16 protein-coding genes and 3 pseudogenes are annotated in these 15284 nt (G+C 36.2%); 12 read left to right on the forward strand and 7 right to left on the reverse strand.

What is annotated here, in order from left to right:
• Nucleotides 1-2 precede the first annotated feature (2 nt).
• Together OOK85_RS05060 and OOK85_RS05065 are read left to right on the forward strand one after the other, a co-directional pair.
• The gene (locus OOK85_RS05060) at nucleotides 3-1409 is read left to right on the forward strand and encodes a cytochrome ubiquinol oxidase subunit I (protein ID WP_264702550.1); all 1407 of its coding nucleotides are present in this window, start codon (nucleotides 3-5) and stop codon (nucleotides 1407-1409) included.
• Nucleotides 1402-1734, forward strand: a pseudogene (locus tag OOK85_RS05065) (cytochrome d ubiquinol oxidase subunit II); the annotation flags it as partial. The gene OOK85_RS05060 and the pseudogene OOK85_RS05065, both read left to right, overlap by 8 nt.
• A gap of 16 nt (nucleotides 1735-1750) precedes the next feature.
• Here the strand turns inward: OOK85_RS05065 and OOK85_RS05070 are convergent.
• Nucleotides 1751-2503, reverse strand: a complete 753-nt coding sequence (locus tag OOK85_RS05070; RefSeq protein ID WP_264702164.1) for an IS5 family transposase — start codon at nucleotides 2501-2503, stop codon at nucleotides 1751-1753.
• A gap of 66 nt (nucleotides 2504-2569) precedes the next feature.
• Here OOK85_RS05070 and OOK85_RS05075 point away from each other — a divergent pair, with 66 nt between their 5' ends.
• From OOK85_RS05075 to OOK85_RS05100, 6 genes and pseudogenes are all read left to right on the forward strand, one after another.
• On the forward strand, nucleotides 2570-3277 hold the full coding sequence (locus tag OOK85_RS05075) for a cytochrome d ubiquinol oxidase subunit II (protein WP_264702552.1): 708 nt from the start codon (nucleotides 2570-2572) through the stop codon (nucleotides 3275-3277).
• A gap of 250 nt (nucleotides 3278-3527) precedes the next feature.
• A complete protein-coding gene (era, locus tag OOK85_RS05080; protein WP_264702553.1) occupies nucleotides 3528-4412 on the forward strand; it encodes a GTPase Era in 885 nt (294 codons plus the stop codon).
• Entirely contained in the window at nucleotides 4405-5226 is an 822-nt protein-coding gene (locus OOK85_RS05085) for a 3'-5' exonuclease (protein WP_264702555.1), read from the forward strand. The genes era and OOK85_RS05085 overlap by 8 nt, the downstream gene beginning before the upstream one ends.
• A 207-nt stretch (nucleotides 5227-5433) precedes the next feature.
• Nucleotides 5434-7446, forward strand: coding sequence for a WD0745 family porin (locus tag OOK85_RS05090; protein WP_264702557.1), 2013 nt, complete (start codon nucleotides 5434-5436; stop codon nucleotides 7444-7446).
• Between the two features lie 111 nt (nucleotides 7447-7557).
• Nucleotides 7558-7776 (forward strand): ParD-like family protein, encoded by a 219-nt coding sequence (locus OOK85_RS05095; protein WP_264702559.1) that lies wholly within the window; start codon nucleotides 7558-7560, stop codon nucleotides 7774-7776.
• A 401-nt stretch (nucleotides 7777-8177) separates the two neighbouring features.
• Nucleotides 8178-8321: pseudogene (locus OOK85_RS05100) on the forward strand (baseplate hub domain-containing protein); the annotation flags it as partial.
• 78 nt (nucleotides 8322-8399) lie between these two features.
• Here OOK85_RS05100 and OOK85_RS05105 read toward each other — a convergent pair.
• Together OOK85_RS05105 and OOK85_RS05110 are read right to left on the reverse strand one after the other, a co-directional pair.
• Complete coding sequence (locus tag OOK85_RS05105) at nucleotides 8400-9152, reverse strand: IS5 family transposase (protein WP_264702164.1); 753 nt, start codon at nucleotides 9150-9152, stop codon at nucleotides 8400-8402.
• Between the two features lie 203 nt (nucleotides 9153-9355).
• Nucleotides 9356-10302 (reverse strand): annotated as a pseudogene (locus OOK85_RS05110) (IS110 family RNA-guided transposase).
• A gap of 226 nt (nucleotides 10303-10528) precedes the next feature.
• Between OOK85_RS05110 and OOK85_RS05115 the strand changes: the two are divergent.
• From OOK85_RS05115 to OOK85_RS05125, 3 genes are all read left to right on the forward strand, one after another.
• The gene (locus OOK85_RS05115) at nucleotides 10529-10684 is read left to right on the forward strand and encodes a hypothetical protein (RefSeq protein WP_264702561.1); all 156 of its coding nucleotides are present in this window, start codon (nucleotides 10529-10531) and stop codon (nucleotides 10682-10684) included.
• A gap of 338 nt (nucleotides 10685-11022) precedes the next feature.
• Nucleotides 11023-11832, forward strand: coding sequence for a hypothetical protein (locus OOK85_RS05120; protein ID WP_264702564.1), 810 nt, complete (start codon nucleotides 11023-11025; stop codon nucleotides 11830-11832).
• Nucleotides 11833-12118: 286 nt separating this feature from the next.
• Nucleotides 12119-12682, forward strand: a complete 564-nt coding sequence (locus OOK85_RS05125) for a methylated-DNA--[protein]-cysteine S-methyltransferase (protein WP_182182658.1) — start codon at nucleotides 12119-12121, stop codon at nucleotides 12680-12682.
• On the opposite strand, the gene OOK85_RS05130 is transcribed toward OOK85_RS05125, so the two are convergent.
• Both OOK85_RS05130 and OOK85_RS05135 read right to left on the reverse strand, forming a co-directional pair.
• A complete protein-coding gene (locus OOK85_RS05130; RefSeq protein ID WP_264702567.1) occupies nucleotides 12653-13009 on the reverse strand; it encodes a helix-turn-helix domain-containing protein in 357 nt (118 codons plus the stop codon). The genes OOK85_RS05125 and OOK85_RS05130 overlap by 30 nt on opposite strands.
• Before the next feature lie 20 nt (nucleotides 13010-13029).
• Entirely contained in the window at nucleotides 13030-13317 is a 288-nt protein-coding gene (locus OOK85_RS05135; RefSeq protein ID WP_220468131.1) for a helix-turn-helix domain-containing protein, read from the reverse strand.
• A gap of 204 nt (nucleotides 13318-13521) precedes the next feature.
• Here OOK85_RS05135 and OOK85_RS05140 point away from each other — a divergent pair, with 204 nt between their 5' ends.
• A complete protein-coding gene (locus OOK85_RS05140; protein ID WP_264702259.1) occupies nucleotides 13522-14274 on the forward strand; it encodes an IS5 family transposase in 753 nt (250 codons plus the stop codon).
• 45 nt (nucleotides 14275-14319) lie between these two features.
• On the opposite strand, the gene OOK85_RS05145 is transcribed toward OOK85_RS05140, so the two are convergent.
• Nucleotides 14320-14979: a JAB domain-containing protein gene (locus OOK85_RS05145; RefSeq protein WP_264338883.1), complete on the reverse strand. Its 660-nt coding sequence runs from the start codon at nucleotides 14977-14979 to the stop codon at nucleotides 14320-14322.
• Between the two features lie 84 nt (nucleotides 14980-15063).
• A complete protein-coding gene (locus OOK85_RS05150; protein WP_264702573.1) occupies nucleotides 15064-15186 on the reverse strand; it encodes a hypothetical protein in 123 nt (40 codons plus the stop codon).
• Nucleotides 15187-15284 lie beyond the last annotated feature (98 nt).

Below are 15284 nucleotides of genomic sequence, written 5' to 3' on the forward strand. Positions count from 1 at the left end.
AAATGTTTGAATTTAGTTCTGTGCTGCTAGCTCGAATTCAGTTTGCCTTCACAATAGGCTTTCACATTATATTTCCTGCTTTCACGATCGGACTTGCAAGTTTTCTAGCCTTTTTGGAATGGTGTTGGCTTAAGACTGATGATACACGTTTCCGTGATGTTTATAAATTCTGGATCAAGATTTTTGCCGTTGCTTTTGGCATGGGAGTGGTATCTGGAGTTGTAATGTCATATCAACTTGGTACCAATTGGTCGATTTTTTCTGACCGCATAGCCAATGTTCTCGGCCCTCTATTTTCCTTTGAGGTTTTAACAGCCTTTTTTCTGGAGGCATCTTTTTTGAGTATTATGCTATTTGGATGGAATAGAGTAAGTTCTCGTATGCACTTTGCTTCTACTTGTATTGTTGCAGTGGGAACGCTTATTTCAGCTTTTTGGATTATTGCAGCCAACAGTTGGATGCAAACACCCGCTGGATTCACGATTGGTGAGGATGGTCTCCTATATCCAACCAATTGGTTAGAGATTATTTTTAATCCTTCTTTCCCTTATCGCTTTATTCATATGGTAACAGCAGCCTATCTTACAACAGCTTTTGTGGTTGGTGGTGTAGGAGCATTTTATCTTTGGAGAAAACGACATGCTCCTCAAGCAAGAATTATGCTTGGTATGGCAACCATTATGGTAGCTTTAGCTGCACCATTTCAGCTGTTCAGGGGAGATAGGCATGGATTAAATACACTAAAGCATCAACCTGCTAAGATTGCTGCAATGGAAGGTATATGGGAAACCGAAAAAGGGGCTGGCTTACTTTTATTTGCTTATCCGGATCAGCAAAATGAAATTAATCACTACGAGATAAAAATTCCTAATCTTGCCAGCTTGATCTTAACACATGATTTTTTAGGAGAAGTAAAAGGATTAAAGGAATGGAAAAAAGAAGATAGACCACCTGTAGTATGGGTATTCTGGTCCTTCCGTATAATGGTTGGAGTTGGAATTTTAATGATCATAATTGGGTTAGTAAGTGTTATACAGTATCTTCGTGGCAAATTATTCCAAAGTTGTTTCTTACATGGATGGTGGATATCAATGATGCCGTCTGGGTTCATAGCGTTACTTGCAGGTTGGTTTACTACTGAAATTGGCCGTCAACCTTACACTGTATATGGAATTATGCGCACAATTGAATCATTTTCACCTGCGATTACCGGTCCTCAGGTTGCATGGTCTTTGATTGCATTTATCGTTATGTATACCCTTATATTTGGAGCAGGTAGTTACTATATTCTGAAACTTATATACAAAGGAATTCCTGTCATTAAAGAAGAAGAGCAATTTTATAAACACGGTATTGGAGCTTCAGTGATTGATGCTGGTACATCTGGAAAGGACAACAATCATGTTTGATTTTTCTTCCTTAATTAATTTACCCCTAATCTGGGGATTACTAATTGCCATAGCTGTTTTACTGTATATTTTAATGGATGGGTTTGATTTAGGTATTGGTATTTTACTTCCTTTTGCACCGTCAAATAAATGCCGTGATCACATGATAAGCTCAATTGCACCATTTTGGGATGGAAACGAAACATGGTTGGTATTGGGTGGTGGAGGGTTGTTTGCTGCTTTTCCTCTTGCATATTCAATATTAATGCCTGCTTTTTATATTCCAATCATTATTATGCTGCTTGGCCTTATAGTGCGCGGAGTATCCTTTGAGTTTCGTTTTAGGCTCTGTGGACAAAATTTTAGAGAAGCCATACAAGAGCTCCAACAAAATTGAGAAAACCCATAAAAACCTCAGCAGTTTTATCAAATCTGGAAAAAATGCGCCTAAAATTTTTAATTTTACCAAAAAAACACTCAATCAAATGACGTTCTTTGTAGATATGCTCATCGTAATACCTTTGCACTTTTCGATTCCGTTTTGGCGGAATAACTACTGTACATCCCTTGTCTTCAAGACTTGTAACAAAGGCATTGCTATCGTAGCCCTTGTCAGCTACTACAGTAGAGTTATAGATACTTTCGGTCAACACTTGTGCCTGCGTAATTTCATTTCTTTGACCAGGAGTCAGAGTAAATTTAAGTGGATTTCCAAGTGCATCGACAAGCGCATGTATTTTAGTTGTAAAGCCACCTTTGCTCCTCCCTAAAGCTTCTTGATCCTTGGAGTTTTTTGTATATCCAGATGAACATGGATGGCCTCGGATGATCGTACCGTCGATTATAGCAACTTCTAAATCAGGCTCTTGTTTAGTATATTCAAGCAATTTTTTCCAGACATCTCTTTCACACCATCTTTTAAATCGCTTATGTATACTCCTGTAATTACCATAAGTTTTTGGTAAAAGTCTCCATTGGCAACCACTTCGCACTATGTACCACACTGCCTCTATGAATATTCTTAAACGTTTTTCATCTTTGCTGTGCATTCCTTTTACGCTTTTTATGAACTCTAAAATTTGTTTCCAATTTTCCTCTTTGATGTAATATTGCATATGGTAGTTTCTCCATTTTTTACCTATTAGGCTAAACTACCATCTTTTTCTCTCTTTTCATATTTTTTGTCCACAGAGCCTAAGGCAGAAGGAAAATACAGGCGATTATGGGATTATGCCTTTCATTTTGGGTCACTTGGTGCTGCATTTTGCCAAGGCATGATTTTAGGTGCATTTATACATGGTGTAGAAGTAAACGGACGCAACTTTTCTGGTGGCCAATTTGATTGGGCAAGTGCTTTTAGTGTAATGACAGGCATTGCTGTGATATTTGGATATGCACTTTTAGGTTCTACATGGCTCATAATGAAGACAGAAAATATAACACAAGAATGGGCACGCAAGGTTGCTTCTTATACGCTTGGTTTTGTAGGTATTTTCATGGGACTAGTGAGTGTAGTGACACCATTTTTAAATGAACGTATTAAAAACTTTTGGTTTAGCATGCCAAATTTTTATTATTTATTTTCTATTCCATTACTCACATCTTGGCTATTTTTCATGCTGTGGTTTGATCTTCAGAATACTAAACGGGAGTACCGTCCATTCTTTCTCAGTATTGCTATTTTTTTTATGGGATATTTAGGTTTAGGAATTAGTATCTACCCATGGATTATACCTTTTCAATATACCATTCTGGATGCAGCTGCTTCTGGGCCAAGTTTATCTTTAATGCTCATTGTTATAATACTGCTTTTACCAATCATTTTAACTTACACTGGTTATTGCTATTATGTCTTTCGTGGAAAATCAAATTATGAACACACATATTAAGGAGTTAGTGACCTTATGGTTAAAACGTTACCCTTAAATCAAGCAGTCGTTCAGGCAATGGCGTCAACTTAAGAGCCTTCATTAGCAAACCCTCCTATGGATTTTCTGAAAAGTTTTTGAGTATATTGTATTTTTAATTTGTAGAATAAGTTTTTTTCCTTTTTGCATGCTAACCAAAAAGGTTTCTGTCATCCTTCTTGTCATATAAGTAGCTTGACGCGGGCATTCAGTTTTCTTTATAATTTTCTTTGTGAAAGAACAAAAATGCTTATTTGTAACCATAGCTGGCTTACCAAATGCTGGGAAGTCTACATTAATTAACAGCATCATAGGCAAGAAAATTGCAATTGTCACCCCTAAAGTGCAAACAACAAGGACGCAAATAAGGGGTGTTGCAACATGCAACAACACACAAATTGTCTTTACTGACTCCCCAGGAATTTTCTCAGCAGAAACAAAACTTGAAAAAGCTTTAGTCAAATCTGCATGGTCGGCAGTTAAGGATAGTGACATCACTTTGTTGCTTGTTGATGTAAGCAATTATTTGAAAAATATAGAAAGAATTAAGACTATATTTATGCGGCTGCAGCACACAAAAGGCAGATGCATTTTGGTTATCAATAAAACTGATTTGGTAAAAAGGCCTGAATTAAAGATGGCGCATGAGCATCTGAATTTGCTTTATAAATTTGAAAAGGTTTTTATGATATCAGCATTAAAGAATGATGGACTTTCTGATTTGATGAATTACTTGTCTGAAGTTGCATCGGTGAGCCCCTGGTTTTATGAAGAAGATCAAATAACCGATTCCTCGACAAATTTTTTATCAGCAGAAATTACGAGAGAAAAATTATTCTTGAACTTGCGTGAAGAATTGCCATACTCTACAGCTGTTATAACTGAACAATTTGAGGAAAAAAAAGATAAGAGTTTAGTCATCAAACAGATCATATTTGTGTTGAAAGATAGTCATAAAAAAATAGTGCTAGGAAAAGATGGCAGTAATATTAAAAAAATTAATATCGAAGCGCGTGCTGAACTAGAAAAATTATTTGAGTGCAAGGTACACCTCTTTTTATTTGTGAAAGTGCGACCTTGGATTGACCGCCCTGAGGAGTATATAGGCAATGCTTAATTCTTTATTAGTATTTGATATTGAAACTATACCAGATGTAAACTCCTGCAAGAATTTACTCAATATTAGTGATGATAGTAGTGTAGAAGAGAAGAGGGATGCATTAACAAAGTATCATCTCGAAATAACAAACGGGCAAAACTCTTTTCTGCGTCAGCCCTTCCACCAAATTGTAGTTATTAGTTTTTTACTTTGCAATATAAGCTACCAGAGTGGTTATGAGGTGTTCACACTGCAAGAAATAAGATCTGGAGGCACACTAAATTCCAGTGAAAAGGAGCTAGTGAAAGGATTTTTTAACTACATATCAGAGAAAAAGCCAAGATTAGTTTCGTTCAACGGACGCACTTTTGATATACCAGTGCTGAAGTATCGTGCTATGGTCCATGGCATTCAAGCGGAATATTTTCATAAAGCTGGCGATAAGTGGAATAGTTACAATCAGAGATATAGCAGTGATTGGCATTGTGATTTGCTTGAATCCCTCTCTGATTTTGGAGCTTCTGCGAGAGTAAAAATGAACGAAGTTTGTGCAGCATTTAATCTTCCTGGTAAGATTGGAGTTGATGGGTCACAAGTTATGGACTTATACGATAGCGGCAAGATACAAGAGATTCGAGATTATTGTGAAACAGATGTAATTAACACTTATTTGATTTACTTAAGGTTCATGCATCATCAGGGAAGGATTACTACTGAAAGCTACAATAAAAGTGCGGAAGAGCTGCTTTTAGAGTGCGAAAAAAAAGAATACCTAAAGAAATTTAAAGAAGAATGGGAAAGAACTTGTGGTGGAAAAATTTTACTTCCATAGAATAAATAGTCGAGTTATAATGCACTAACAAGCGAACCTCTGTACTAAATTTTGGTTAATATACACGTTGAGCATATTAAGAAAGTTGCTTTTAAGGTATTGCATTTTACTTTTATTTTCGTTATAAGGTTGCTTTAAGTTGAATTTTCAACATTTTTATACTATTTACATTTAAGATATGATTTCGAAATTTTTTGGGGGCACTTCATGAAAAAGTCTATGTATACTAGAACTGCTCTAGTTTCTTTATTAACTTTATGTTCTTTCAGCAGTTTTGCAGCTGACTTTCCTGATGAGAGTATGAAGGAAATAAAAAAGCAAGAGAGCACAAAAACTTCTGGAAAAACAGAAGTTATGAAAACATCAAATAAAAAACTGAAAGAAAAGATGGACAGAATATGTAATGCTGATCCAAGAAAAAAAGCTGAAGAGCTTAAGAAAAAGGAGGAGATGAGATTAGCAGCCGAGCAGAAGAAAAAAGAGGAGATCAGGCTAGCAAATGAGAAAAAAGCAAAGCTTATAGAGGATTCAAAAGCGAAAGCTCTAAACGCTAAGAATTCTAATATAGAAAAAGGTAAAGTTTCAAAAACTAAGCGTTCTAAAACTAAGAATGCTAAAGTTGAAGCTAAAGATGTAAAGAAGGATGTAAAAGTTGTTAACAAAAATACAGAGGAAAAAGGTAAGGCAAGTCCTGTTGTTTCAGTTGGTGGAGTTGATATTATCGATACCAATCAAGGGCAAAGTAATTTAAGAATAACTTTTGGTGGTGTTGTTGATGCTCAAGGTTATGGTAAAGCAGGGCCAAGTGGCGCAGATTATAAACGCTACGACGTTATGCCTGGCAAATCTATAAATTATTATGAGGATGCTACGGATAAGGTAAAAGGAGCAAATCCAGTGTTCCCTGAGGGAATAGGAAATATCGGTGACTATAGCGATAATATGGGTATGATTGCTGATGCGATATTGCACCTCAGAGCAGAAAATAAGAATGAAGATTTAGGTCTTCTTTATGGTGCTGACGTGCAGTTTCATGTTCCAGTGACCGAAGGTAAGGGAGCTTCACAGGGTGTTTATGCTGCAAAAGGCAGAAGTGCGCATGTGTTTGTTAACTCAAAATATGGTGATGTGAAGCTTGGTTATCAATTTGGTCCTGAGGCTCTGATGAGACTTGATGCAACAAGAATTGCAACTGTTGACGGAGCTGCAGATAGTGACTGGTTCAGAAAAGTGAACTTAGAAGGAAGCGCTGCAAGCTTTCCATTTTATGTAACACCACGTCTTTACACTGAAAGTTTTTCGAGTGAAAGTGAAAAATTCTCTTTCCGCATGGCAGGGAAATATAACAAAGGCGTTATGACTACACTGCCGTTTAGAGTTGCTTACTACTCACCAAATTATATGGGCGCAAGGTTTGGCATCAGTTATGCACCTCGTTATGATAGTAGCTTGTTTACTGTAAAAGAAACAATTCCTTTTGAGGAGGATAAAAATGGTACTAAGGTGCTAAAGCATAAAGAAGAAATAAAGCATGTCGGTCCAGACTATGAGCACATAGTAAGTGCTGGTGCATCATATGAATATGACTTTGATAAACATAACATAAAAGTTAAAACTTCTGCAGTTGGTGAGTATGGCTGGCCAAAACAATCAAATAAAGATAAGCATGTTTATGATGAATATGTAGAGTACAATGACCTGATGGGTGTTAATTTGGGTGTAAGCGCTGATTATAAGATTAATGAAGATCAAGGCGTAAAATTTGCTGCTTCTTTTGCATATTTGGGTAAATCTGGTCAACCGAAGGGTATTAAAAAATTAGTTGGTGATATCTATACGGAAATTGATGGTAAAGGTACTACTGATGATGACAAGAGAGTGAAAGGGCTGGAAGCTCAATTTGGTAAAGATAGTATAAACACCATGTATTGGACCGTAGGAGCTGGGTATCAACATGAGAATATCTACACAAGTTTGACGTACTTTGGTAGCAGAATGAATGATGGAGATATGCTTCACGATGGCGCACTTGGCGTTCAATATGATCTATCTCCTGCATGCAGTAAGAGCAAATTTGTTCCTTACGCAGCTCTTCATTATTTTATGACTAACGAGAAACAAAACGCAAATCATAAGATTACAAAAGCAGGTAGTACCACAGAAGAGGCACCTTCTAACCAAGGAATTCTCCTTCTTACTGGTGTGAAGTTTTCTTTCTAGCCAGCCAGTACACACCACAGTTAACTGTGGTGTGTATTTCCAGATGAAAATTTTATATTGAAAAAATTTCCAATATATGGTATAATAGCTTAAAGTAGAAGTAACAATATCATGGATATAACAGTAAATCTTGATGGAGAATTTGAGGAAATAGTACAGTCCCATTCCATGTTACAAAATCGTTCCGTACCACAACAAATCGAGCATTGGGCTAAAATTGGTCAAGTTGTTGAAGATAACCCTGAGCTAAGCTATAACATCATTAAAGAAATCCTTTCAGGCATCGAGGATGCAAAATCAGGTGATGTTGAGAAGTATAAGCCTTTGTAACCATATTCCATAAGTGCTCCTTTTCTATCGTCTCAGTGCCAATTTTTGTCATTCCAGTATTTCTCTCCTTGTTATCCCAGCACCCCTCTCCTGTCATTCCAGTGCTTGACACTGGAATCCAGCTTTTGATCGAAAATGTTGTATAATGCACAATCAATTTTCCTGGATCCAAGTAGTCAAGGCACTGCCTTTGTCTTTGAGGCAAAACCGGCTATAACACTTAACATACTGCCTTTACAAACAAATGTTTGTAAAGCTGTATGTCAAGCACTGGAATGACACCCTATGGTCACCGGAATGACGCTTTATGGCTACTTAGATGATGAGAAAAGAACACACTGCCCTTATTCTACTGGCCCTATAGCTACTTTCAAATTTAATCAATTAAGCAGGAGGCCCCTATGCAAACCACACTAAAAAATCATTTAGCTGGAGAATTACTTACCACTGCTACGTGCTGGAAATTAAAGCTCGCAGGTGGAGAAGTAATGGGATTCACTGACTATGATGAAGATTTAAATATTGATAATATACTCTATAAATCTTCAAGTGGATTTACAGCCAGTAGTATAATATTAAACAGCGATTTAAAAACTGATAATCTAGGCTCTGTGGACAAAATTTTAGAGAAGCCATACAAGAGCTCCAACAAAATTGAGAAAACCCATAAAAACCTCAGCAGTTTTATCAAATCTGGAAAAAATGCGCCTAAAATTTTTAATTTTACCAAAAAAACACTCAATCAAATGACGTTCTTTGTAGATATGCTCATCGTAATACCTTTGCACTTTTCGATTCCGTTTTGGCGGAATAACTACTGTACATCCCTTGTCTTCAAGACTTGTAACAAAGGCATTGCTATCGTAGCCCTTGTCAGCTACTACAGTAGAGTTATAGATACTTTCGGTCAACACTTGTGCCTGCGTAATTTCATTTCTTTGACCAGGAGTCAGAGTAAATTTAAGTGGATTTCCAAGTGCATCGACAAGCGCATGTATTTTAGTTGTAAAGCCACCTTTGCTCCTCCCTAAAGCTTCTTGATCCTTGGAGTTTTTTGTATATCCAGATGAACATGGATGGCCTCGGATGATCGTACCGTCGATTATAGCAACTTCTAAATCAGGCTCTTGTTTAGTATATTCAAGCAATTTTTTCCAGACATCTCTTTCACACCATCTTTTAAATCGCTTATGTATACTCCTGTAATTACCATAAGTTTTTGGTAAAAGTCTCCATTGGCAACCACTTCGCACTATGTACCACACTGCCTCTATGAATATTCTTAAACGTTTTTCATCTTTGCTGTGCATTCCTTTTACGCTTTTTATGAACTCTAAAATTTGTTTCCAATTTTCCTCTTTGATGTAATATTGCATATGGTAGTTTCTCCATTTTTTACCTATTAGGCTAAACTACCATCTTTTTCTCTCTTTTCATATTTTTTGTCCACAGAGCCTAGTTTACTACAGAAAGAAATTTATATCAAACAACTACCACTGCTTAGACCGTATGGTTGATGAATATGTGCTTTAAATTTGTGTGGGCGCACATATTCATCAACCTATTTTCTATACAGATTTTAAAAATTTACGTTGACTGCTTCTTTAAGTCTTGCATTAGCAATCACTATAATTTTATGCATTAGAGCTGTTATAGCTACCATCTTTTTTTACCTCTACCAATGAGATCAGAATAAAAAGCACCAAGTACAGATTTAGACTTTGCAGCAGCCATAGCAGCAGTAAAAAGCTTTGCACGAACATTGCTTCTACCACCTGTTATCCTTCGGTAACCAATAGTTTTACCGCTTTCTTTTGGATGCGGGGCAACTCCAGCAAGACTTGCAACTTCTTTTTTGTTTAAGTAGCCAAGTTCTGGCATCAGGCATACAAAATCTTGAGATAACTTGATACCTATTCCCGGTACTGTTCTAAGTATTTTTTGGCGCTTTTGTAACTCTAGATTTTCATCAATGATTTTTTGTATTGCATTATTGATCTCATTTATCTGACCGTTAAAAAAGTCAATGGTTTTTTGGCAACTTTCTTTTATATGCTCGTTTTCAGGTGCTTTCAGTCTACATTTCTCTTGAACTCTCATTTGTGTAATGTCATCACGTCGTTGACAAAGTGCAACTAAGGCTGTTTGTTCTTTTGACATAGGCACAAATAGAGATAGAGTACTATAGCATTCACATCCATATTGAGCAAGAGCTCTTGCATCTGATTGATCAGACTTTGCTAAAGTTCCATGAGATATGACAAAGCTTTTTACTTTGCGAGTATTAGCTCGATGTACAGCAACATTCTTATCAACAAGAAAATGTGCTAAGCCAAGCTCATATTTTCCAGTGTTTTCCAAAGTTACTAGAGAATTAGGTAGGATATCTGAAAATTTTTGAAACAACTGTTGCCAACCAGTAGCATCATTGTCAAACTTGATAGTGCTCTTTTGGTTGTGAGTTGCGGCAACATTTTTAAATTTTCCGATATCAATTCCAATGAAATTTTGATAAGATGTAATCATAATAAATAACCTCGATAGTTTAATTAATTTAAGATTGTAAACGGGTACATACATATGTCCCATGCAACTATTCAAACGTATCGAGAGATGGGGCTAGTGTACCTTGATCTGAACGGTTGTAATACCAATGGCTCTTCGGTCGCACATGCCCGTGATAGCCCTATTCCTATAGTGAGTAGGGTTATCTTTCCCTCTTATCTCTTTTATATCACATTTTTAACTTACAATGAAAGATGATATAGATTATGATAAATTGGCAGAAAAGCTATTTTCTGAGTTAGAGAAGGAAGCACCTACGCCTCCTCAAGGTGGTGGCTCTGGTGATCCACAGTCTATGTTAGGGAGTGCTGGAGTTAGTGGATTTTCTTGTCACAGAAGATAGAGGTGTTTATATGCATGGTAACGGTGAAAACATTGGGTTAATGAGAAGTCTGTTAAATGGAAATTGCCAAGGTTTTGTGGAAAGGTTTGAATCTTTTTTAGATCAGAGTCCATCTTTTTTACATTCTGTCGGTAAAGACCGTTTCTTTCCTGCATTTTTTTTCGGTATGTTTGCTACTGCACATGATTCTGATGTTGCAAACAATAATGAAAGGATTTTTTTTCGCTTTGATAATAATCCAGATAATCATAGAAGGGGAAATTTAAAGGTTGCTGTTTTAACTAATGAGGTAGATCAAAGAAATTGTACAAGTAAATGTTGGAGATCGTGCTTTAACTATGGTTTTACATGTGTTATTAGGGAGAGAAGAGAGAGTTGTTGTATTTCATATCCGTCATATCTTAAGTCACCAATTTCCCAATATGGGATTAGATTTAGCACAATGGCCAAATGCTAGGGTTTATGAAGTGATGTGCCAATTAGACCCTAATAGAAGGAATGAAGATGATTTAGGCCTAATTGTTAATATAATACCATTCCAGTCACCTGCTAACTATCTGCAGAATAGAGGTAATGCTGTTTTTCAAGGTGACCTTTTACAAGTAGGTGGTGTTAGTAATGTGCACAGTGCTACAGACATAATGATGAATACTGGTTGGCAAGTACAAAATCGTCATGCACAAGTATTCCAAGCCATCTCTAATGTGTTATTTCCATTAAGGTGGACAGTAAATAGAGATAACGCTAGGGAAGCAGGGTTTCATTCTATATTGCATGGGTTATTTCACGCTTGTAGTAATCCAGCTAGGGTAATTATTGAGTTTCAGTTGGGAGGAGGGCAGAAAGTGGACTTGGTTCTGTTAAGATCTGTGGAAGCGAGAGATGGTACCCATCCAATTGTAATAGAGTTAAAGTTTGCTGGTACTGGAGAGCTACAGCGAAAAATTGTAGAAGCAAATACTCAGCTAGGTAGTTATTTTAATGCTAGAGGATATAAGCGTATTACCGACGGGGGCACAGTAGTTTTAACGTACGCCATCTTCAATGATCGTGCGCAGAGGCCAAATACTCTTATATCAGTTAAGGATGTTCTTCGTATAAAAGACAACTTAGGGCATAGTTCTGCAGATGATCTTCCTGGTAGATAAGGGTTATTGAGAGTTTATGTGTCAAATCTAGTGGTATAATGCTAATATATGGTTAAGAGTGTGGTAGTAAAATATATAAAAATTTACTATAAGTTTTCCTTGAATTTTCTTTTTACTTTAAAATTAATTATTGTTAACCTAGTATCATATGTTATTAAAAACTCAAATAATATAGTCACTTCCAGCAACCAAAACCGCTGCGGGGTGGATTGGTCTTGCGTAGCGTTTGAACTCTTTAATTTTAATATAAATCAATTTAAACTGTATCAGTACTGATTTCTTAAGTATGGCTAAATATCAGGTTATAACACCTGGAAAAAATAAAGAATCTATCGATATTTTATATGGTTACCACTCTACTATTTTTGGAAAAGCACTTATTGGAGTTACAACACAAAGCATCTGTCACCTTTCTTTTTGTGATTTTGAAACTTCAGCTATTAAGATACTTGAAAAAGAGTGGCCACAAGCCTACCTGAAAGAAGATAGGCTAACAACGGCAAAAATTGTACGCAATATTTTTGACACACAAATACCTGAGAGATCATTTTCTTTGCTTGTTAGAGGAACAGACTTTCAAATTAAAGTCTGGCAAGCATTGATTTCGATTTCCACAGCTACAACAACAAGCTATGCCAATATTGCTCATATAATTGGTAAGCCAAAGGCCATACGTGCTACCGCAAATGCAATTGCTAACAATCCAATTTCCTACTTAATACCATGCCATCGTGTTATTCGTAAGTCTGGAAAAATTCATAAGTACCGCTGGGGAGTAGAACGCAAGAAGGCTATTCTTGCTTATGAAGCACTACTATACCTATCTATTAGTAAGAGCCTTTATCACTGAATGAATAATATCACGCAACGTTCCATCCTTAATTTTCCTGTATTCCCTCACTAGCCTTGATATTTCTTTACTACTTGTATCGCTATGGAAGGCCTTATCATGTAAATCCTCAGAGGCTTTTGTAAAAAAATATGACATATCAACTGACAAAGCTTCTGCCAAATTATACAACCTATCAACTACAAGCCTTACTTCTCCAGTTTCATATCCTTGTATATGCTGGAATGAAATTCCAAGCTTTTTTCCTAAGTCTCTTTGGCTAAAACCACACATTAGCCTTCTTTTCCTTATCCTTTCACCTATTTGTTTATCAATAGGATGTTGCATACCCATTTTTTAAAGCAATACTAACTCTTATTGTAACTTTGAGAAAAAGATTTTACTAACATATAAACTACACTACGCAACCTTTTGCTCTTAATTTCATTATATCCTTTGACTAACTTTAACACCTCTTCATCGTAAGCTTCATGTGAGTCAGCGTGCATATCAGTAAAAAAGTTAGCAACATCTATCGATAGGGCTTTTGCTAAGTCATATAGTCTACTGGCTAAAATGTAATTCGAACCATTTTCGTACCTTTGTATCTGTCTATATGAAACACCTATTCTTTTTCCTAATTCAGTTTGTGTCAAACCACAGTATAACCTAAGTTCCTTTATTTTTTTGCCTAATTCCACCTTTCATTGCTAATTTTATTTGTTCAAGCTTACAGCGAATTTCTTAATTCATAAAGTGGAAAAAAAAGAAGGAAAGCTAGGCTCTGTGGACAAAAAATATGAAAAGAGAGAAAAAGATGGTAGTTTAGCCTAATAGGTAAAAAATGGAGAAACTACCATATGCAATATTACATCAAAGAGGAAAATTGGAAACAAATTTTAGAGTTCATAAAAAGCGTAAAAGGAATGCACAGCAAAGATGAAAAACGTTTAAGAATATTCATAGAGGCAGTGTGGTACATAGTGCGAAGTGGTTGCCAATGGAGACTTTTACCAAAAACTTATGGTAATTACAGGAGTATACATAAGCGATTTAAAAGATGGTGTGAAAGAGATGTCTGGAAAAAATTGCTTGAATATACTAAACAAGAGCCTGATTTAGAAGTTGCTATAATCGACGGTACGATCATCCGAGCCCATCCATGTTCATCTGGATATACAAAAAACTCCAAGGATCAAGAAGCTTTAGGGAGGAGCAAAGGTGGCTTTACAACTAAAATACATGCGCTTGTCGATGCACTTGGAAATCCACTTAAATTTACTCTGACTCCTGGTCAAAGAAATGAAATTACGCAGGCACAAGTGTTGACCGAAAGTATCTATAACTCTACTGTAGTAGCTGACAAGGGCTACGATAGCAATGCCTTTGTTACAAGTCTTGAAGACAAGGGATGTACAGTAGTTATTCCGCCAAAACGGAATCGAAAAGTGCAAAGGTATTACGATGAGCATATCTACAAAGAACGTCATTTGATTGAGTGTTTTTTTGGTAAAATTAAAAATTTTAGGCGCATTTTTTCCAGATTTGATAAAACTGCTGAGGTTTTTATGGGTTTTCTCAATTTTGTTGGAGCTCTTGTATGGCTTCTCTAAAATTTTGTCCACAGAGCCTAGAGAACTTTCCTTCCGGGTTACAGATTACAATAAGCCACTGTCATAAAAACTAAAGTGGCTCTTCTGTGTTACGATTATATGATCTATCAATTTCATTCCTACATTTTCGCAGGTTGCAGCTAATGTGAGTGTGTTATCCTCATCCTCCTTTGATGGTTCTATATCTCCGCTTGGATGATTATGTGAAATTGCAACAGATGCTGCATCAATCAGTAATCCCTGTTTTATTATTTCCCTCACATACAGAGGTACTCTGTCTATAGTTCCACAGTCTTGAATATACTCATATATTAAATGACCACCTCGATCTAAGTATACCACTCGCAAGCTTTCCTTTCGTGACTGCCCTATTGCTGCTTTAAAGTATTTTAGTAGCTCTTCTCTATTATCAAGAATCGACAGCTTTTTTAACTTGCCTTTCAATATCCTATCAAAAATCTCTTTCAGACAAAAGATACTTGCTATTGCTCCATCATTCATTCCTGTAACATTTTTTAGCTCATGAAAATCAGCATTAATTACCCTTCCTAAACTACTAAAGAGCTCCATTAGCCTTTTGGCAACTTCTCTTCCTTCTGCATATCCAGACAGAGTACGTTCTAGTAGCTCGTGATCCAATAAAGACCTGCCTCTGCTTGATAGAATACGAGTTTCCAATTTTTCTTTTCTCTCACTATTATTCATAAAAACCTCCAAGGTCAACATTATATACAAATTCAGCGCCAGCTTTCTGACGCAATAGTTCTCGAGGAATAACCCTTTTGAACTCTAAATTTGCAATGTTGTCCTTGTTGCTTTAAAAGCTGGAATACTATTTGCCATATGAATTTGTGCATTGACATTTACTGTGCTAATTCCCTGAAGCGCAACGGTATTTATATTTGCAATCATAATATATTATATAAAATTGTTAATACAATATATTAAAGAAGCGATGAAGTAAAGGCTACAGCAATTAAAGATGGCTTAACTTAGTAAAAAAGTGTAGT

This window comes from Wolbachia endosymbiont (group A) of Volucella inflata (assembly GCF_947250665.1).
GTDB lineage: Bacteria > Pseudomonadota > Alphaproteobacteria > Rickettsiales > Anaplasmataceae > Wolbachia > Wolbachia pipientis.

Bases quoted from the DNA above. Each gene is read 5' to 3' on its own strand.
- OOK85_RS05130 (WP_264702567.1), bottom strand. From the start codon at position 13,009: ATGCAACATCCTATTGATAAACAAATAGGTGAAAGGATAAGGAAAAGA.
- OOK85_RS05095 (WP_264702559.1), top strand. From the start codon at position 7,558: ATGGATATAACAGTAAATCTTGATGGAGAATTTGAGGAAATAGTACAG.
- OOK85_RS05125 (WP_182182658.1), top strand. From the start codon at position 12,119: ATGGCTAAATATCAGGTTATAACACCTGGAAAAAATAAAGAATCTATC.
- OOK85_RS05140 (WP_264702259.1), top strand. From the start codon at position 13,522: ATGCAATATTACATCAAAGAGGAAAATTGGAAACAAATTTTAGAGTTC.
- OOK85_RS05090 (WP_264702557.1), top strand. From the start codon at position 5,434: ATGAAAAAGTCTATGTATACTAGAACTGCTCTAGTTTCTTTATTAACT.
- OOK85_RS05150 (WP_264702573.1), bottom strand. From the start codon at position 15,186: ATGATTGCAAATATAAATACCGTTGCGCTTCAGGGAATTAGCACAGTA.
- OOK85_RS05070 (WP_264702164.1), bottom strand. From the start codon at position 2,503: ATGCAATATTACATCAAAGAGGAAAATTGGAAACAAATTTTAGAGTTC.
- OOK85_RS05085 (WP_264702555.1), top strand. From the start codon at position 4,405: ATGCTTAATTCTTTATTAGTATTTGATATTGAAACTATACCAGATGTA.
- OOK85_RS05105 (WP_264702164.1), bottom strand. From the start codon at position 9,152: ATGCAATATTACATCAAAGAGGAAAATTGGAAACAAATTTTAGAGTTC.
- OOK85_RS05060 (WP_264702550.1), top strand. From the start codon at position 3: ATGTTTGAATTTAGTTCTGTGCTGCTAGCTCGAATTCAGTTTGCCTTC.
- OOK85_RS05120 (WP_264702564.1), top strand. From the start codon at position 11,023: ATGGTTTTACATGTGTTATTAGGGAGAGAAGAGAGAGTTGTTGTATTT.
- OOK85_RS05145 (WP_264338883.1), bottom strand. From the start codon at position 14,979: ATGAATAATAGTGAGAGAAAAGAAAAATTGGAAACTCGTATTCTATCA.
- OOK85_RS05115 (WP_264702561.1), top strand. From the start codon at position 10,529: ATGAAAGATGATATAGATTATGATAAATTGGCAGAAAAGCTATTTTCT.